General features: G+C 62.7%; 16 protein-coding genes and 1 pseudogene. 7 read left to right on the forward strand and 10 right to left on the reverse strand.

Translation table 11 applies throughout. The features are described from left to right. Window positions 1-7 precede the first annotated feature (7 nt). The 3 genes from DCG74_RS30835 to DCG74_RS30845 all read right to left on the reverse strand — a co-directional run bounded on the left by DCG74_RS30835 (window position 8) and on the right by DCG74_RS30845 (window position 3,017). Window positions 8-1,885 carry an HAD family hydrolase gene (locus tag DCG74_RS30835; protein ID WP_172785373.1) on the reverse strand — a complete coding sequence of 626 codons (1,878 nt, stop codon included), beginning with the start codon at window positions 1,883-1,885 and terminating at the stop codon, window positions 8-10. 48 nt (window positions 1,886-1,933) lie between these two features. Further along, window positions 1,934-2,170 (reverse strand): acyl carrier protein, encoded by a 237-nt coding sequence (locus tag DCG74_RS30840; protein WP_172785374.1) that lies wholly within the window; start codon window positions 2,168-2,170, stop codon window positions 1,934-1,936. Between the two features lie 94 nt (window positions 2,171-2,264). After that, window positions 2,265-3,017 (reverse strand): AAC(3) family N-acetyltransferase, encoded by a 753-nt coding sequence (locus tag DCG74_RS30845; RefSeq protein WP_175421774.1) that lies wholly within the window; start codon window positions 3,015-3,017, stop codon window positions 2,265-2,267. Window positions 3,018-3,417: 400 nt separating this feature from the next. Between DCG74_RS30845 and DCG74_RS30850 the strand changes: the two genes are divergently transcribed. Continuing rightward, window positions 3,418-4,377, forward strand: a complete 960-nt coding sequence (locus DCG74_RS30850; RefSeq protein ID WP_172785376.1) for a glycosyltransferase family 2 protein — start codon at window positions 3,418-3,420, stop codon at window positions 4,375-4,377. A gap of 4 nt (window positions 4,378-4,381) precedes the next feature. Here the strand turns inward: DCG74_RS30850 and DCG74_RS30855 are convergent, their stop codons facing one another. Genes DCG74_RS30855 through DCG74_RS30865 form a run of 3 tightly spaced genes read right to left on the reverse strand, consistent with a single transcriptional unit; the run spans window position 4,382 to window position 7,015 of the window. After that, window positions 4,382-5,305, reverse strand: coding sequence for a transketolase family protein (locus tag DCG74_RS30855; RefSeq protein WP_172785377.1), 924 nt, complete (start codon window positions 5,303-5,305; stop codon window positions 4,382-4,384). Further along, window positions 5,302-6,120: a transketolase gene (locus DCG74_RS30860; protein WP_172785378.1), complete on the reverse strand. Its 819-nt coding sequence runs from the start codon at window positions 6,118-6,120 to the stop codon at window positions 5,302-5,304. The genes DCG74_RS30855 and DCG74_RS30860 overlap by 4 nt, the downstream gene beginning before the upstream one ends. After that, window positions 6,098-7,015 carry an NAD(P)-dependent oxidoreductase gene (locus tag DCG74_RS30865; RefSeq protein ID WP_172785379.1) on the reverse strand — a complete coding sequence of 306 codons (918 nt, stop codon included), beginning with the start codon at window positions 7,013-7,015 and terminating at the stop codon, window positions 6,098-6,100. The genes DCG74_RS30860 and DCG74_RS30865 overlap by 23 nt, the downstream gene beginning before the upstream one ends. Before the next feature lie 170 nt (window positions 7,016-7,185). Between DCG74_RS30865 and DCG74_RS30870 the strand changes: the two genes are divergently transcribed. Further along, window positions 7,186-8,139 carry a sulfotransferase gene (locus tag DCG74_RS30870; RefSeq protein ID WP_172785380.1) on the forward strand — a complete coding sequence of 318 codons (954 nt, stop codon included), beginning with the start codon at window positions 7,186-7,188 and terminating at the stop codon, window positions 8,137-8,139. Next, window positions 8,129-9,016: a phosphotransferase family protein gene (locus tag DCG74_RS30875; RefSeq protein ID WP_172785381.1), complete on the forward strand. Its 888-nt coding sequence runs from the start codon at window positions 8,129-8,131 to the stop codon at window positions 9,014-9,016. The genes DCG74_RS30870 and DCG74_RS30875 overlap by 11 nt, the downstream gene beginning before the upstream one ends. Here DCG74_RS30875 and rfbG read toward each other — a convergent pair whose 3' ends face one another. Beyond that, entirely contained in the window at window positions 9,017-10,084 is a 1,068-nt protein-coding gene (rfbG, locus tag DCG74_RS30880) for a CDP-glucose 4,6-dehydratase (RefSeq protein WP_172785382.1), read from the reverse strand. It lies immediately after the preceding gene. After that, the gene (gene rfbF / locus DCG74_RS30885) at window positions 10,081-10,851 is read right to left on the reverse strand and encodes a glucose-1-phosphate cytidylyltransferase (RefSeq protein WP_172785383.1); all 771 of its coding nucleotides are present in this window, start codon (window positions 10,849-10,851) and stop codon (window positions 10,081-10,083) included. Before rfbF ends, rfbG begins: the two co-directional genes overlap by 4 nt. 213 nt (window positions 10,852-11,064) lie before the next feature. Between rfbF and DCG74_RS30890 the strand changes: the two genes are divergently transcribed. After that, a complete protein-coding gene (locus DCG74_RS30890; RefSeq protein ID WP_172785384.1) occupies window positions 11,065-12,630 on the forward strand; it encodes a hypothetical protein in 1,566 nt (521 codons plus the stop codon). A gap of 56 nt (window positions 12,631-12,686) precedes the next feature. Beyond that, on the forward strand, window positions 12,687-13,811 hold the full coding sequence (locus DCG74_RS30895) for an acyltransferase (RefSeq protein ID WP_246708825.1): 1,125 nt from the start codon (window positions 12,687-12,689) through the stop codon (window positions 13,809-13,811). On the opposite strand, the gene DCG74_RS30900 is transcribed toward DCG74_RS30895, so the two are convergent. Then, complete coding sequence (locus tag DCG74_RS30900) at window positions 13,801-16,512, reverse strand: M10 family metallopeptidase C-terminal domain-containing protein (protein WP_172785386.1); 2,712 nt, start codon at window positions 16,510-16,512, stop codon at window positions 13,801-13,803. The two genes, DCG74_RS30895 and DCG74_RS30900, sit on opposite strands and share 11 nt — an antisense overlap. A 197-nt stretch (window positions 16,513-16,709) precedes the next feature. Between DCG74_RS30900 and DCG74_RS30905 the strand changes: the two genes are divergently transcribed. Next, complete coding sequence (locus DCG74_RS30905) at window positions 16,710-17,012, forward strand: hypothetical protein (protein ID WP_172785387.1); 303 nt, start codon at window positions 16,710-16,712, stop codon at window positions 17,010-17,012. 112 nt (window positions 17,013-17,124) lie between these two features. After that, the gene (locus DCG74_RS30910) at window positions 17,125-18,318 is read left to right on the forward strand and encodes a CaiB/BaiF CoA-transferase family protein (RefSeq protein ID WP_172785388.1); all 1,194 of its coding nucleotides are present in this window, start codon (window positions 17,125-17,127) and stop codon (window positions 18,316-18,318) included. Here the strand turns inward: DCG74_RS30910 and DCG74_RS39060 are convergent. Then, a pseudogene (locus DCG74_RS39060) lies at window positions 18,296-18,502 on the reverse strand (hypothetical protein); the annotation flags it as partial. The gene DCG74_RS30910 and the pseudogene DCG74_RS39060 overlap by 23 nt on opposite strands. Between the last annotated feature and the right edge of the window lie 5 nt (window positions 18,503-18,507).

An 18,507-nucleotide genomic window follows, 5' to 3' on the forward strand; every position in this document is an offset into this window, starting at 1 on the left:
GTCTCCCTCAATGCGCGCCAACGGCATCGCGAATGCGGATGGGCGGCTTCTTGTCCTGATAGCCGTGCACGGAGAGCTCCCAGGCGGTCTCGCCGCCGGGACGCTTGCCGGTCAATTCGAACCCGAGATTACGATAGTGATCTGCGACCATCATGTTCTTCTTGGTCGGGATGTAGACGCCGCGCACGAACCCCTTGCCCAGCTCCCGCGCGCGAGCAACGAGCAAATCCAGTGTCGCCTCGGGAACGCCGCGTCCAAGGACGCGGCACGACATCAGCCACGTGTCGATCTCGAGTGCATCCGTGCCGATGTCAGCAATGACGACGCCAATCATGCCGTTGTCGCCAAAGGTGTCGGTGAGGCGCATCTGCATGGTGATGCGGCGCGGATCGGCCTCGGCCGACGCCACATCAGCTTCGGAATAGCGTCTGGTCGTCAAATTGAACTGGTTGGATTTCGAGATCAATTGCGCGATCCGCTTGCGCCCGACCGCATCGAACGGATTAACCTGCAATTCCATATCGAGCGACTGGAGATAGTCCTCCTGCCGCGCGAACGACTTCAGCTGGGCCGTCCGCCGGGCATCGGCCCGATAGTAGGACGCCCGGTCGCGATCCTCTGCCGTGAATCCGGTGGCCTCGAAGTAGCAGGCGGATTGGAAGACCGGGATCCACTCCGTCACATCCTTGGGAAGCTCGGGCACGGCAACCTGGGGCAGCGCAAAGCGGATCTGCGCGCGTTCCGCAGGGTTGTCGTCCAGAAAGACGAAGCTATCGAGACCAAGGCTGAGAATCTCAGACAGCGCCTGCAGGTTGGCCGCCTTGTCGGTCCAGTTGATCTGGAAGGCGGCGATGTCCTCCTCGACCAGAACCATCTCGGGGTGCGTGCGAAACGCGTCCAGGGCAACGCTCTCCTCATTCTTGGAGGAGACGCAGAGCACGATGCCGCGGTCGCGCAATTCCTTCGCCATGGCCTGGAGCGCGCAGTGAGCCTCCCCAACCGGACTTCCGGGGCCGAGCAGCAGATTCTCCTTGCCGTCGTCGCCGACGATCCCACCCCACATGGTGTTGTCGAGGTCGAGCACCAGAACCCGGCGCGACTTGCCGAACTTCAGCGCGACCAGTCTGACGAGGTGCTCCGCATAGAGCGGCGCATTCTCCGGCGCGAACGGATACTTGGCCAAGGCCCAGTGCCGCGCGGAGTACCAGACCTCCTGGCCGATCCTTTCGGACAGCATCGCCACGTCCAGCACCAGGTCGCCGCTGGACTTCACAAATTCGGACAGTCCCGCGTTGAACCGGCCGACGAGGTCGGCGTGCGAGCCCGGTATCAACCGGTCGACGTGCAAGCGGACGTGCGCGGGATCCGGCGTCAAGGTCTGGAAAACGACGGGCTTCTTGAGCGATGAAGCGATGCTCTCGCGGATGACACGCAGGCGATCGATCGCCCGCTCCGCGATTGCCGCCGCAACCTCGGGATTCCCGGGGGCCGGCCGCAAGCCGAAGGCATGCACGTCCATCGCGAGAACGACAATATCGGGACCGAAAGCGGCAATGCCATCGCGATCGCGCTCCAGCAAGACCTCGGGATCTTCGTATTCCGAGATCATGACGTCGACCCGCAGGCCATGCCGGAGCCCGGTACCGATCAGCGTCTCCTTCAGATGTCGCGCCGTCGAGTTCGAGAGCAGCAGCACGCGAACCGCCTGCAGGCCGGCCTGTCCCGTCGAGTCTTGAATCTCGACGAGGCCCGCCGCGAGGCGGCGCAGGCCGCCTGCATCCCATTCATACTGCGCCAGGCGAACCAGGTCCGCGACATTGCTTCCGCCGAGGCTGCGGGTTCGCTCGACGTCACTTGCCGTCGGCTGTGGCAACCACCTCATCATCGGCTTGATCACAACAGGCTCGCTCGTACCGAGAAGAACTGGCCAACGTCACGCGGCGATCATCGAGATCAAATCGCTCACTGAGCGAATGCTCTCGATCTGCGCAGCTTCGAACTCGCGATCGAACTCTCTTTCGACCGCAGCGACGATGCGGATCGTCGCGAGGCTATCCCATCCATCCACATCGTCAGGGGTTGACTGCGGCGAAATCTGCAAATTCGGGAGATCGAGTTCCTCCCGGAAAATTGCCTGCAATCGGCCAATGACGTCTGCCTGCTTATCCACTGATCGAGCCCTTCGTGGTTGAGAAACGCCTTCATATACTCCGGCCTGCATCGCTTCAACCGGAGTTTTCCCTTTTGATTTCAAGGCAATAGCATCAGGCCAGAAAGCGCCTGTGCCACGGCATCCGATACATGCTGATACCACGCCGACCGAGGGAAACACCCGTCATGATCGCGTCGCGCGCCGGAATTGACCACATCCACAGGTTCGACAGGCGAAACTCGACGTATTGGTCGCGGGGATAATGCCGGCCGAGCCAGGCCGCGTCGAAAGCGCCGTTTCGGTTGAGGTAGGTGTGCGTCCCCTCATCCCCATCGCGGGTCCGCCAGCGATATGTGGTCGAGCCGTGAAAAATGGCTGCAAAATCTGGATTCTCGTGCCGAAGGATGCTTTCCACGGCGTGCAGTGGCGTCAGGGTTGCCAGAAACCTCCCGACCCCCAGGCCGACGCAGAGAGCATCGAGCTCCATCAGCCTTTGATAAGGAGAATCGGGATCCCAGGGCGTTTCCGTGGTCTGGTGGTCCTTGACGAGAAACTCGGCCTGCGGCCCCAACGCGATCACCGAGGACGAATTGTGAATGCTGCGTTTGACGCCTCGATAGCGCCTGAATGTCTCGGCGATCAGGCCTGTAGACACCGGCTCCCGATGGATTTCCAGAATCTTCCGATCGTCGACCACGAGGGGAATCGCGGACATGACCAGCGTGCCCTCGGAACCGATCAGGTCGAGAAGCAAATCGATCACCGATGACGGCTTGCCCGGGAAATTGTAGAATTCATTCCAGGACGACTGGACCCATACGGTCCTGCCGGTCTTGATGCCCAGCCTCTCGAATGCCAAGCGCAACTCGGGAACCGAAATCGGATCCTTGAAGAAGCGCTTATCGAGCGCAAGCCGGCGCAGCCGGAGATAAGACCGCAGATCCTCGCGGCCCAGGGCGTGCCGCAGCGTGGAGATTACGAATTGGCGAACTGAGGCTGACATTTCTGGCGGTAGCAGCTTGGGGGCCTTGGTGCAGATCGTGAGCTATCAGGCAGCCCCTGCGATGTCGACAAAATCCTGACAATTCGGATTGTTCGATGGCTTCCGGACATCCCTTCAACGTGGCGGCAGTCCTCTGCCCGTTTGCTTCGGACTTCGCATTGCGGTAGCAAAACTGGCACGCGTCATACACATCCGCTAGAAGCTCCCCGTCTGCCGTCCGGCAGGCCTGGCCATCGCCCGCCATTCGTCGAGGAAGACGATTGTGAAAACAATCAGCGTTATCACGCCCTGCTACAACGAAGAGCTGAACGTGCGGGATTGCTACGAGGCAATCCGGCGGATCTTCGACAACGACCTCAAAGGCTATCAGCGCGAACACATCTTCTGCGACAACGCCTCCGATGATCGCACCGTCGAAATCCTGCGCGAGATCGCCGCGCAGGACCCGGCGGTCAAGGTCATCGTCAACGCGCGCAACTTCGGACCGCTGCGCAATACCTATAATGGGGTGATGGCGAGCACGGGCGATGCCGTGCTGCTGTTCATGCCGGCGGATCTCCAGGACCCGCCCGAGCTGCTCCCGCAATTCGTCAAGCTGTGGGAAGCCGGCAACGAGATCGTCTACGGCATCCGCGCCGTCCGGGAGGAAGGCCGCCTGATGCGCTCCCTCCGTGACGCCTATTACCGCGTGCTGACCCGATTCTCCGAGCTCAAGGTGCCACCGGGGGTCGGTGACTTCCAGCTCGTCGACAGGCGCGTCGTCGAGGCGATGCGGCACGTCCGCGACGCCTATCCGTTCATGCGCATGATGACGTTCGAGTGCGGCGGTCGCATGGTCGGCGTGCCCTACACCTGGCGCGAGCGCAAGAAGGGCTTTTCGAAGAACCGCGCCAGCGCGCTGATCGATCAGGGGCTCAACGGGCTGGTGTCCTTCACCACGGCACCGGTGCGCTTCGGCTTGTTCGCAGGCTTCCTGATCTCGGCCATGAGCATCGCTTACGCGATCGTCAACTTCATCATCGGCCTCGTGCTCTATCAGAAGCTCGCCGAGCCGGGCATCCTCACGCTGATCGTCGCCATGTTCTTCTTCGGCGGCGTGCAGCTGTTCTTCATGGGCATGATTGGCGAATACGTGCTCGCGATCTACGGTCAGGTGCGCGAAAAGCCCGTGGTGTTCGAGCGCGAGCGCGTCAATTTCGGCCCGCCGCCGTCAGGAACGTGACGCCTCAGCGCGTCGGCAGCGATTGCTCGATCCGCGCGACGATCGCCTGAACCGATAGGCCGGCGCCATCGAGCAGTGCCTCGCGCGAACCTGCACTGGAGGTCTTGCCGCCCTGCTCGGGAATGCCGATGCCGGTGACCTGTGGCCGCTTGGCATCACCGGCAAACGCGCAGGCCACCAGGCTGAACAGGCCGCCGCGCAGGATATGCTCTTCGAGCGTCACGACGAGCGATGCGCCGTGCACCGCATCACGGATCGCGGCCTCGTCAAGCGGCTTCAGGCAGGACACGCTGACCACGCCGACATCCCGGCCACGCCCGGCAAGCTCGCCGGCGGCCTCTACCGCACGCGAAGCGATCGGTCCCGACGCAAGGATGACGACATCCCGTCCCTCACGCAGGATCCGCGGCTTGCGCAGGTCAGTCACGGCTGCGCCGAGATTCGGCTCCCCTTGCCGGCTGAGCCGCAAGTAAGACGGCTTGCCGCTGCCCGCGATCAGGCGCGTCGCAGCACGGACCTCCATGGGATCGCAGGGCACGAACATCTCGATGCCAGGCAGCATCGACATAATGCCCGCGTCTTCCAACGCATGGTGCGTGTAGCCCTGGCTGCCATAGGCATAGCCGGCGCCCACTGCCACGACCTTGACGTCCGCGCCGTGATAGCAGACGTCGTTGCGGAGCTGCTCGAGACAGCGCAAGGTCGGGAAGTTGCCGATCGAATAGATGAAGACGGTCTTGCCCGACAGCGCGATGCCGGCGGCGATGCCCGCCATGTTCTGCTCGGCGACGCCGACGTTGAGATAGCGCTCGGGGAATTTCGCCGCGAACGGCTCCAGCACGGAATAGCCGAGATCGCCGCAGAGCAGCCAGATATTAGGGTTTTCGCTCGCCGCCTGCGAGAGGCTTTCGATGAACGTCATCCTCATGCGCCGACCTCCGCGAGCGCCTGCGCCAGCAGTTCATCCGAGGGCGAACGGTAGTGCCATTCGAGCTTGTTCTCCATGAAGCTCACGCCTTTGCCCTTCACGGTGTGGGCGATCACGACGGTCGGCCGGCCCGATGGCGACGGCACGCCGCCGAGCACCCGCTCGAGCGCGATGACATCATGACCGTCGATCTCCTCGACATGCCAGCCGAACGCCTTCCACTTCTCGGCGAATGGATTGAGGTTCAGCACCTCATCGACCGAGCCAAAGCTCTGGATCTTGTTGAAGTCGACGATGACGCAGAGATTGTCGAGCTTGTGATGGGGTGCAAACAGGATGCCTTCCCAATTGGAACCCTCGTCGCATTCGCCATCGCTGAGCAAACAGAACACGCGGCTGCCGTGGCTGGCTGAACGCGCGGCGAGCGCCATGCCGATCGCGATCGGCAAGCCGTGGCCGAGCGAACCGGTCGAGACCTCGACGCCGGGCACGGCATGGCTGACATGACCGGTGAAGATCGATCCGTCGCGGCAATAGGTGTCGAGCTCGGCCAGCGGGAAGAAGCCAGATTCGGCGAGCGTGGCGTACATGATCGCCGTGGCGTGGCCCTTGCTGAGCACGAAGCGATCGCGGTTTGCGAATTGCGGCTCGGCAGGATCAATGCGCAGGATCCGCGTGTAGAGCACGGCCAGGATATCCGCCATCGAGAGGCATCCGCCGATATGCGAGGCCTTGGCGGCATGCACCATCCGCAGCGCATGCGCGCGAATGCGCCGGGCAAACTCTGTCGGCTCAGGAAGATTTGGTCGCGTCATGCCAGTCAACCGTTTCGCGTAATCCCTCATCCAACGGCACTTCGGGCTTCCAGCCCAATGCGAGCATGCGCGAAACGTCCGCCGCCAGGACCATAACCTGATCGGGCCGGTAGGCCAACTCGCCGAAGCCGAGGCTTGCGCGGGGATCGACGAGATCGCGCAGCTTCGTCACCGTCTCGCGCAGTGGCGGCGCATCCGGACTACCAACGTTGAAGATTCCCCGCGCAGCGTCGTGCGTGGCCGCAATCCGGAAGGCCGCGGCCGCGTCGCGTGCGTGCAAAAAGCCCCAGCGCTGCTCGCAAACCGTCAGCGCCATGTGCTGTCCGGAGCGCAGGTTCCGGATCATGCTGGGGATCAACCAATAATCGGCATCCTTCGGACCGTAGGTCGAGAAGATCCGCAGCCACGCCGCGCGCAGCTCACGCTCCTCGCAAAGGCGTAGCACCATTGATCCCGCCCCGAGCTTGGCCATGCCGTACAGCGTCGTCGGCCGGGCGATATCGTCCTCGCGAATCGCGCGATCATAGGGGCCGTACTCGGCCTGCGATCCGGCCCCCACGAAGATTTTGGCGCCGAGGCTGGCAGCGAGCTCGGCCAACCGGACCGTATCAGCGACATTGACGGCCTGGTCAGGGCCGTTGCGGTCGCTGCCGGCGACGCCGCGCCAGGCCATATGAACTACCGCCTCGGGCGCGAACGCCTCAAGAGGCCGGCGCAGCCCGTCCAGATGCTCTAGGGCGCCCGGAATCACATTCAGGCGGCCAATGGCCTCTTGAAGGCGCCAGGGAGCCCTGTCGGGGCGCAGCAGGACCGCCACCTCGTGCCCCCGCTCCAGCAGGTCCGCAACGAGATAGGAGCCCAGGAACCCGCTCGCGCCGGTCACGAAAATACGCATGGCGCCCCGGGTAGATCAGCCGCAGAGGCCCGTCAATGTCCGTATCGGAAGTGCCGGGGGTGCCGGGTTGGGGCTGGGGACGGGCTTCCAGGGCACCATCTGAGCTTGATTATCCGGCCCATGCAGCTAAACGGGGGCCAGAATTGACTTCGACGATACAGGGTAGGTGAATGAGCGACTTCAGGCTGGCCATGGTCTCCGCGGGCTTCGAGCACGGCGGCAACGTCACCCACCGTCACTTCGACGGCCACCCCGACCTGCTCGTCTACCCCTTCGAGTCGCAGCTCGGGAACCGCAACTTCAACGACTTCCTCGCCTCGGTCGAGCGCGTTCAGTACCGCTATCCCGAATTCCCAGAAGGCCTGACCGCGATCGAGCTCTATGAGCAGATGATCGACGAGGAGCTGAAGACGTTCCTGCGCAAGCGCAACGGCTCCAAGTTCCGCGACGCCGACTGCGTGCTGGACGAGAAGAACCGCGTCGCCGAATTCGTCCGGCTGTGCGGCGAGGCCCCGATCCCCCGCCGCAAGGTCATCGAGGCCTTCTTCCGTTCGACCTTCACGGCCTGGGAGAACTATTACACCAAGCCGCGCGAGGGCATGGTCCATGTCGGCTACTCGCCGGCCATCGGCATTGACGCCGACCGCATGGTGCGCGACTTCCCGAACATCCGTATCCTACACATTGTGCGCAATCCGTTCTCGGCCTATCGCGACACCAAGCGCCGCCCGTTCCCGCAGCCGCTGACCAAGTACCTGATCACCTGGAACATCTATCACTCGACGGTCGAGATGTTCGCCAAGATGTATCCGCGGAACGTGCGGATCTTCCGCTACGAGGACCTCGTCGAGGACAAGCGCAAGTTCATGACCGAGGCGGCCGGCTTCATCGGCGTGCCCTTTGCCGACAGCATGCTCTATCCGAGCTGGAACGGCGTCGAGATCAAGGATTCGATCGCGCCCTGGGGCACCGTGCTCAAGAGCACCAAGGACTACAACAAGGCCGTCATCGACGAGCTCTCGGATGACGAGCGCAAGCAGATCGCACAGGGCAGCGCGGCGCTGGCCCGTCATTTCGGCTACGACCAGATCGACTATCTGAGCCCGCTCTATCGTGCTGGGTAAGATCGCGTACTTCGAAAGCGACGACCGCCCCGACATCATCGCCGATCGGGCGCGCATCCTGCCCGCGCTGCAGCGGCATCTGCAATCATCCAGCCGCGACATCAGCGTGACGCCGGCGCTCGGCGGCACGCTCGGCCTCTGCTTCGATGCGGAGATTTCCGGCGAGAAGCGATTTCTGAAGACCCATCTTCCGGGCACAGAAGCTCGCGCCAGCCTTGCCAGGGAAGCCGACATCCTCGCCCGGCTCTACGACGGACGGATCTTGCTTGATCGCTTCGAGGCCTTGCCGGCGGATGGAACCACGCGTCTGTGCGTCCTGATGCCCGCGCTCGTCCCGCCCGCCGGCCCGATGCAGCCCGCGCAGGCGGCTGCGATGGCTGATGCGTGCAGCCGACACCTCGGCGATTGGCGACCGGACAATCTCCCTTCGTTTGCGCAATATCTGGCGTCGGCCGCTCGCGCGCTGGACATGCTTACGGATCGTGACCTGCTCGCGCCGGCGACCGCGGCCGAGACGCGCCGGCTCGTCGCGCTGCTGGCAGATCGTCTCGGCGTCCTGCCCGAGGCGCTCTGTCACGGCGATTTCGGGCCGAAAAACATCATGCTCGATGGCACTGAGCCGCGCCTCATCGACTGGGAAGACGCCTTCCTCGGCATCGCCGGCTACGACTATCTCTACTGGCTGACCTTCATGGAGAACCGGCCGTTCCTGCAAACGGCCGCGTTCGGTCGGACCGGGCTTTCGCGCGAGATCGAGCGCGCGATCCTCGCGCTCGTCGTTCTGCTCAAATCATATCTTGCGGTCTGCTCGGGGGCATATCTGAAGCACGCGGTCGCGCCGCACGCGCGCATCGCCGAGATTTTGGAGCTACGCTGATCAGACCGGTTGCGCGGCGCCGACGACCTGTTCGAGCTGGTCGAGCGAGAATGTGCGCAGGTCCCTGCCCTCGCGCAGCGCCTTGTACCAGTCGACGGTCAGCCGCAGGCCCTGTGCCAAATCCAGCCGCGGGGTCCAGCCGAGCTCGCTGCGCGCCTTGGTGCAATCCAGCTTGAGATAGGCCGCTTCGTGCGGATGCGGACCGGCATCGGCCGTCCAGCGCGCGCCCTCACCCCATAGCGCGATCAGACGCTCGACCACCGTTCCGACCGGCACCTCGCTCGCCGCCTCGGGCCCGAAATTCCAGCCGCCGATGAAGCGTGCGTCACCGGCGAGCCGCTCGACCAGCGTGAGATAGCCGAGCACGGGATCGAGCGCATGCTGCCAGGGCCGCACCGAATTGGGATTGCGGAGGCGCAGCGCCTGCCCGTCGAGGAACGCCTGCATCGCGTCGGGCACTAGGCGGTCGCGCGCCCAGTCGCCACCGCCGAACACGTTGCCGGCGCGTGCGGTCGCGACGCGCGCCGCTCCCTCGGCATTGTAGAAGCTGTGGCGATAGGACTGCGTCACGAGCTCGGCGCAGGCCTTGCTGTTGCTGTAGGGATCATCGCCGCCGAGACGATCGCCCTCGCGGAAGGCCGTGCCGGCGCCGTTGTTCTCGTAACACTTGTCGCTAGTGACATTCAGGATCACCCGCACTGTGCGGAGTTGCCGTGCCGCCTCCAGCACGTGAACCGTGCCCATCACGTTGGTCGCAAAGGTCTCGACCGGCTCTTCATAAGAGGGCCGCACCAGGGCCTGCGCGGCCATGTGGATGACGATGTCGGGCGCAGCCTCCGCCATCGCGGCGCGCAAGGTGGCGAGATCGCGGATGTCGGCGATGCGGTGCCTGATGTCGTCAGCGACGCGGGCGGTGACGAACAGCGAGGATGCGTGCGTCGGCGCCAGCGCATAGCCGTAGACCTCGGCGCCGAGGCGGCGCAGCAGCAGCGAGGCCCATGCACCCTTGAATCCGGTGTGGCCGGTCAGAAAGACCTTCTTGCCGCGCCAGAACGCCGGATCCGTCACCAGACCCTCCATTTGGCGCGCTTGCTCGCCCACTCGTTCTCGAGGAAGTTGCGATCGCGCAGCGAATCCATCGGATGCCAGAAGCCCGGATGCACAAAGGCGCGCAGATCGTCGCCGCGGGCGAGCTGCTCCATCGGCTCGCGCTCCCAGATCGTCTTATCGCCTGCGATGAGATCGCCGACCGACGGTGACAACAGGAAAAAGCCGCCGTTGATCCAGCCGCCGTCGTCGTTCGGCTTCTCCTCGAAATTGACCACTCGGTCGCCCTCGATTGCGACCGCGCCGAAGCGCTTGGCCGGCCGCACCACCGAGACGGTTGCCCGGCGCCCATGCGCCTTGTGGAACGCGATCTCGGCAGCGAGATCGATGTCGGCGACGCCGTCGCCATAGGTCAGCGCAAAGAACGGTTCGTCGGCGACATAAGGCAGCACCCGCTTCAATCGACCGCCGGTCTGCGTCTCCTCACCGGTGTCGACCAGCGTGACCCGCCAGGGCTCGGCGGTCTCGCGATGCACTTCCATCCGGTTCTCGGCGAGATGGAAGGTCACGTCGGACATGTGCAGGAAGTAGTTCGCGAAGTACTCCTTTATCATGTAGCCCTTGTAGCCAAGGCAGATCACGAAGTCGTTGAAGCCGTAATGGCTGTAGGTCTTCATGATGTGCCAGAGGATGGGCCGTCCGCCGATCTCGACCATCGGCTTCGGCCGCGTGCTGGTCTCCTCGGCGATGCGAGTGCCGAGGCCTCCCGCGAGAATGACGACTTTCATGGAAACCCTGCCGAGATCGGGAAATTACGTCCAATTGAGCACTGGTTACTTCAGGCATTTTAGGCCGTCAATTGGGGCGCGAGCGAGCGCCAGGCCCCACCGGCTGCCTCCCAGCGAACGCACGTCCGTGGCGGCGATGTCGACATCTGGCGGCCAACACCGCTATGGTCCGACTCGACGACCAACCTTGATCGCCAGCTACAGACCCAGTTCATGCAAAAGCAGCCCACTCGCGCGCTCACCATCCTTTTTGCGACCGTCCTTGCCGGTCTGTTCATCTTGCAATTCGGAACCTTCATCGACCGCGCCAGCCCAGCGCTGATCGACGATCACGATATCCTCCGTCCGCTGGGTGAGAACCCGACCGCCACGCTGCACGAGGTCTGGACCGACCTGAAAAACACCGACGAATACCAGGAACTGGCGAACACCGGAAAGGCGACGAGATTTCGCCCTGCCTTCTACCCTCTGAAGTCGATCCAGACCTATCTGTGGGGAAGCAACATTCGGCTGTGGTACATTGCCAATTTTCTGCTGTACCTCGGCACCACGACACTGCTCTTTTCTCTCGTTCTTCGGACTTTCGGCATTCCAAGCGCACTGGTCTTCGCCGTACTCTATCTGGGCCACAAATCGTGGGCCGATATCTTTCCCCGGCTTGGTCCGGTGGAAATTGAATGCATCCTGGTCGGAACGGTTCTGATCTGGCTGCTCTGGTGGTGGATCGAAACCGGAAGGGCCTCCGCGCTTTGGCTCGCGATACCGACGGCCCTGCTGTTCGGGGCAACGAAAGAAGCCGATTCACCCTTGTTGATTGCGGTCGGTGGCTTGCTGCTGGTTTGCGGCTACCTGAGCGGCACCAGGCGAATGATATCCGCCGGCGTCGTCCTGATCGTCACAGGCGCGATCGTGTTCGCGATTATGTTGCGTATCACTGCGACGGCAGGGACCGGACTGGTGGCGCCGTGGGGTCCATTGTGGTCCTACCGGCATCATCACAGCAGGGATGAGCTCGCCTGGCTCGCCCTTCTCCCGATCCCCATTCTGGCGGCCGCTGCGATCGCTCGTCGCTATGGCTGGCTCAAGATGAGCTGGGGCGAACTTGCCGCGCTCATGCTCGCGGCGGCTTCGGTCGAAATCCTCAGATTGACGCTCTACTACATCAGCTTCTCGATGACATATGGCGGGGTGAACGACGCCATCGGCATGCGATACGGGTATCCACTGGCTTTGATGCAAGCCATGGTCGCAGCGTTGGTGTTCGGCCGGCTTGCGAAGGACGACGATCGCATCGTCGCCTCACTCTCGGGAGCCGCAGCGATCGCCTGTTTTTTTGCGGTGCTTGTTCTCAACCGAGGCTTCTTCTCGCCTTACACGTTCAAGACGCGGGACTGGTGGCTCCAGTTTAACACGGATGCGAACACGACCGTGAGCGAAGCGGCGAGGCTGATTTATGAAGCGCGCAAGGAGAACAAGGATCCGGTGCTGATTGCGACGGGTCCTGCCATTGAATGGGAGCCGAAGCTTTCTCTCATCCTGTTCTTGAAGCGAAAAATGCCGGACATGGTCGTGTACTTCGACCCGAACGAGCCATCCTCGAATGCGCCATATTACAGCAAGACGTCGATCAAGCTCGGCGGGACCCCGCTGCCGCCCGAGATGCGGACAGCGCTGGCCGCACGAGGGTGCATCCTCGTTCACGTCGACGAGCGCGAATCTACAAACCGGGATTGCAAGGTGCTGAACATCACGACCATCAACGGGCGCCCTGCGCCCTGAACCAGCCGTTCGTGACGGCAGTTGTCGGGGCCCTGCTCCTGGGAATATATGTCGTGATGGAAAAAATCCGGGAACTCGACGGGCTGAGGGCCATTGCTGCTCTGCTTGTTATCGCGTGGCACTACATAGGAGCCGCCGATGGGCCAAACTTTTGGCTCTGGAACGTCCTCTATATAGGTCATTTCGGCGTCGACCTTTTCTTTGTGCTCTCCGGATTTCTCATCACGACGATCTTGCTTGAAAACCGCGATGCGCCGTCTTTCTTTTCATCGTTCTACGGGAGACGCGCCTTTCGCATTTGGCCGATTTACTATCTGATGGTCGCTATCTGCTTCTTCGGATGGCTCAGTGGTACAAATCCTGTGCTCTTCAACGGTGATGTCCCGGGATGGACATACCTCTTCGGCATCCAGAATTTCTGGATGGCCAAACTTCAGACCACCGGCGTCTATTGGCTCGGGGGCACCTGGTCGCTCGCAATCGAAGAGCAATTCTATCTGGTATTTCCTCTCGTGGTGCGGTTGGTCCCGCCCGACATCCTTCCCCGGGTGCTCATCGCCGTCATCCTCGTCTGCCCGATCGGTCGACTGATCGACAGCTTTACACCCGACACCTATGGCTATTACGTATTGCCGCAATTCAGGGCAGACGTCATCGCGATCGGGGCACTCATCGCCTGCTATCGGCTGAGCCGAGCACGAAGCGTCGCTGTGACACGGCAGGTCAAGCGCGTTCTGCTGGGAGCGTCCTGTTTCGTCCCCGTGATCATGATCTCGGGGAGCGCGACGTTCCATGCGGCGGCCTGGCAGCATACGCTGGCCGCGATCTTCTTCGGCGCGGTCGTCTTCATGGTCCTCGAAAATCAGGGGGCATCCTACCTGGCCCCACTTCGTAGCGAGACCGGCGCGCGCTTTGCACGCTGGTCCTACACGTCGTACATGATTCATCACTGGGTCGCGTATCTGGTTTTCTCACAACTTGGCGTGACGAGAACCGTGACGACTCTGTCAGGAATCGCAGCGACCGGACTGGCGTTCGTGACAACCTTCACGCTCTGCGCAATCAGCTACAGCTTCTTGGAAAAGCCGCTGAACCAGTATGCACATCGAAAATTCACGTTCGGACGCGAGCAAAAATTCGCAGTCCAACCCGCGAGAGAAGCCTCGACGCTCAACTTATGATGAAATGGTCCAGCGTGGACGCAGCATGAACGCCTATCGTCCCGTCGCCATTCAGATCCTGATGAAAGACAGTCTCAGCCTGCTGCAACGTTGCACTGGTGCCGGCAATCGCTCCCGTGTTGCTGGCAAAGTTGCCGTTGTTGTCGGTGGTCCAGATAGTGAATTGGTCGGTGCCCGGAATCCGCCAGGCCACCTCATAGCCGGATGATACCTGCTCGGCGGCGATCGGAGCCCAGGCGCCGAACTGCCCTGCCACCGCCGGCGATCCAGCGTATTTCAACTCGGGCCCCGTTCCACCCGCAACCGGGTTCAGGTAAAAGTTGGAGCTGTTGCTCTCGACCAGGCTGGTCGAACCGACCGCCTCAATCGTTAACGACGGAATGCCCGTCGTCCCGTCGCCATTGAGATCCTGATGAAGAATGATCTCGGCCTGCTCAAGCGTCGTGCTCGAACCAGCGATGGCTCCGGTATTGCTCGTAAAGTTTCCGTTGCTATCGGTGGTCCAGACGGTGAATTGGTTCGTGCCGGGGATTTGCCAGGCAACCTCGAAGCCGGATGAAGTCTGCTCCGCGGCGATCGGCGTCCAGGCCCCGAACTGTCCCGCCACCACTGGCGATCCGGCGTATTTCAGCTCCACACCAGAGCCGCCGCCAATGGGGTTCATGTAAAAGTTGTTGCTGTTCTGAACCAGGCTGGTCGAACCGGCGACCTCAATCGTCTGGACCGGGATGCCTATCCTTTCGTCGCCGTTCAGATCCTGTTGAAGAACGGTCTCGGCTTGCTGCAGTGTCGTGCTGGAGCCGGCGACGGCTCCGGTATTACTTGTAAAGTTGCCGTTGCTGTCGGTCGTCCAGACGGTGAATTGGTCCGTGCCGGGGATCTGCCAGGCAACCTCGTAGCCGGACGCGATATGTTCGGCGCCGATAGGCGTCCAGGCTCCGAACTGCCCCACCACCACGGGCGATCCGGCGTATTTCAGCTCCACACCAGAGCCGCCGCCAACGGGGTTCATGAAAAAATTGCCACCCGTCTGGATCAGGCTCGTGCTGCTAGCCGACTCGATCGTCGTCGGCGCGACCGGGACGCCGATCGTTCCATCTCCGTTCAGATCCTGATGGAAGGTGCTCTCCGCTTGCTTGAGCGCGGTGCTGCCGCCCGAAAGCACATCGGTGCAGCTCAGATAATTACCATTGCTGTCGGTGTGCCAGATGATGAACTGACTGGTACCGGGCACTTGCCACGCAATGTCATATCCGCTTGCGCTCTGCTCCGCGCCAATCGGCGTCCAGACATTGAACTGACCGGCTGTCACCAGTGAACCGCTGAATTTCAGGTCTACGTGCGCACCGCCGCCAACCGGGGCCATGTAGAAGTTGCTGCCACTCTGAAAAAGCCTTGTGGCGCCGATCGCCTCGATCGAGACGGGTGGGTTGGCGAGAGAGCTGCTCGAGACGGCACCATCGGCAAACTGGAAATACTCGACGTTCGTGACGGTGTCGGTGGCGTCAGGTGAACCGGATCGCAGATCGGCGATGGTGAAGGTTTGCGTCGCCGAATTGTACGTAACGGCATAGTTGGCCCGGTTACCCGAATACACCGCGGTATCGGTGCCCGCCCCCCCGATGATGGTGTCGTTGTCCGCACCGCCGATGATCTTGTCGTTGCCGCCGGCGCCGTTCAACGTGTTGGCGATGGCGTTGCCGACGATTGTGTCGTTGCCGGATCCGCCGGTGGCGTTGTCGATGTAGGAGCGCGCGTCGTTGTTGTAGAGGTAGGCGTTGTAGACGTTGCCCGAGGCGTAGTGGCCGTTGCCGAGATAGGCCAGCTGCACGGAGGAGAACACCGAGGAGGCGCCGGGATTGAGATTGATGCTCAGGTTCGTCGTGTAGTTCGACAGGTCGTAGGTATCGATGCCGCCGCCGTCCCAAACCGTCTCGTAGATGCGGTTGGCCGAGCCGCCGGCGCCGCCGCCGGGTGCGAGCTGGCCGACGCCGTTGATGAACTCCTGCCCCGTGGTCGGATTCCAGGTGTAGACGGTGTTGCTGCTCTGGGTCGTGTAGTCCGCACCGTACATGGTCTGGAGCGCGAGGATATCGTTGGCCATGTAGGTCTGCGAATATCCGTACGCTTCGTTGGTGTAGCCGCCTGTCGTCGAGGCGCCGACATAGCTGCGATAGCTCATGACGGTGTATTCGCTGTCGTCGTGCGCGCTCGGCACCGCGACGTTGGCGGGGCCGCCGGCCTCCTGGCTGTGCTTGAGGCCGAAGGCGTGGCCGAGCTCGTGCAGCGCGGTGGTGAAGTAGTAATTACCGAGCTTGGCCAGCGAGAAATTGTATTGCGTGCCGAACCAGACGTCGCCGCCGGACGAATAATTGCCCGGGTAGTAGGCGTAGGCGGTCGGATTGGCGGCCGGCGACTGCGCAACCATGATGTCGGCGCCGTTCGTGCCCGCATATTGGATGTCGGCGTTGGTATAGCCGAGGATCAATCCGATCGCGTAGTTGATCGCGGTCTGGATCTGCGTGGGTGCCGAGGCAAAACCCGACGTAGTCGGCTCGCTGCCGCCGCCGTAATAGGGATTGGAATAGTCGCTCGGCGCGTCAGGAAAGCTGTAGGTGATCGTGCCCGACCATTTGACGCCCGACAACAGGCCGTCAATCTCGGCGTTGTTGGTGGCACTAACATTTACAGCGGTAGCCAATTGAATCTCCAAAGCAACGCGTCGTGTGATTCGCCGCGGGGGCACATGATTCTAGCTAGAGAGTTAAACGTTTGGTTTAAATGGGGCAGCGGCGTTTGCGCTGCTCCCATAAGGCTGTGTTAGCCATTAAATACCGTAGAGATACGGAACGCGAGCATAGAGTTTGTTCCCGGAACGCCCGTAATTTGCAGGGTTTCATGAAACGACGCACACTCCCGGCCGGCCTGTTTGGCGCCTTGATTGCGCTAGCCGGACTGTCCCATCAACGTCTCGGAGGACTGCCTGTGATGGTGGAGAAGGCCAAAGCAGAGGACAGCAGCAAGGCAAGGCGCGCGCCCTCCATGCCGATGGCGCGCGATCCTGCCGCTGCGGTGGCAGAGGAATATGAAGCTGCCCGCCGGAAGGGAACGCGGGAGGCCCTTGAGCTCTTCATTGCGCGCCACGGCGATGATCCCCTCGCCGCGCAGGCGCGCGCCGAATTGAAGCGCCTGTCGCGCTGATCTCGCAGCCCTCAGGCAAGGCATTTCGGCAGGCGGCATCGGCGCCGGCCCGGCTTGTCGCGTGATCTCTGGGCACTATGGTAGGCCCGCAACTGTCCTGGAGCCTTTCACGATGCCCTTCCCGCATGCCTCGGAAGCCTTGTCGCGCTTCACCGTGCTCGATCTGACCCGCGTCCGCTCCGGGCCGACCTGCGTACGCCAGCTCGCCGATTGGGGCGCCAACGTCGTCAAGATCGATGCACTGACCGAGGATGCCGGCGGCGAGCAGCCGGGCGGGCCGCGACGCGGTTCCGACTTCCAGAATTTGCACCGCAACAAGCGGGCGATGACGCTAAACCTGAAGGACGAGCGCGGGCTCGCCTTGTTCAAGCGCCTCGCCGCCAGGGCCGACGTCGTGGTCGAGAACTTCCGGCCCGACGTGAAGAAGAAGCTCGGCATCGACTACGACAGCCTCGCCGCGATCAACCCGCGCATCGTCTATGGCAGCATCTCCGGCTTCGGCCAGGACGGCCCCTACCACAAGCGGCCGGGTTTCGATCAGATCGCGCAAGGCATGGGCGGGCTGATGTCGATCACCGGCGCGCCGGGCGAGGGGCCGATGCGGGTCGGCATTCCCGTCGCCGACCTGACGGCCGGCCTGTTCTGCGCCATGGGCATCCTCACCGCGCTGCTCGAGCGCGAGGTTTCGGGCAAAGGACAGTGGGTGCAGACCTCGCTGCTGCAGGCTCAGATCTTCATGCTCGACTTCCAGGCCGCGCGCTGGCTGATGGAGAAGGAGGTCGCCAAGCAGGCCGGCAACAACCATCCGACCAGCATTCCGACCGGCGTGTTCAAGACCTCCGACGGCTACATCAACATCGCCACCACGGGCGGGCGGATCTGGGAGCGCTGCGCGCAGGCGATCGGTGCACCGGAGCTCTATGCCCATCCCGACTATGCGACCGCCCCTGCCCGCTCCAAGAACCGCGACGCGCTCAACGCCGAGATCGAGAAGCGCACGGTGACGAAGTCGACCGAGACCTGGGTCCGCGAGCTCAACGAGGCCGGCGTGCCCTGCGGGCCGATCTACGCCATCGACCAGATGTTCGAGGACGCGCAGGTCAAGCATCTCGGCATTGCGCAGGACGTGCCGAACGACGAAGGCCGGCCTATCCGTCTGGTCGGCCAGCCCGTGACGCTGTCGCGCACGCCGAGCAGTATGGTGGCACGGCCGCCGGAATTCGGCGAGCAGACCGACGAGGTCTTGAAAGAATTCGGTTTCGGCTCTGAGGAGATTGCGAGGCTCAGGGACGCCAAGGTGGTGTGACCCCGGTTGGAAACGACAATGCCCGGCGGGACCCCGGGCATCGAAGGCGGCTCGCGTTGGACAGCAGCACGATGGCCACTGTTGTGATCGAGCCGGCCAGGCCGCTCGACCAGAACCCTTCAAAGTGCCTCCGGAGCCGATCTCGCAGGCGGAAGGCATCCGAGGCACGGTTGCCGAGCACGGGCGGCA

It is taken from the genome of Bradyrhizobium sp. WBAH42 (assembly GCF_024585265.1).
Lineage (GTDB): Bacteria > Pseudomonadota > Alphaproteobacteria > Rhizobiales > Xanthobacteraceae > Bradyrhizobium.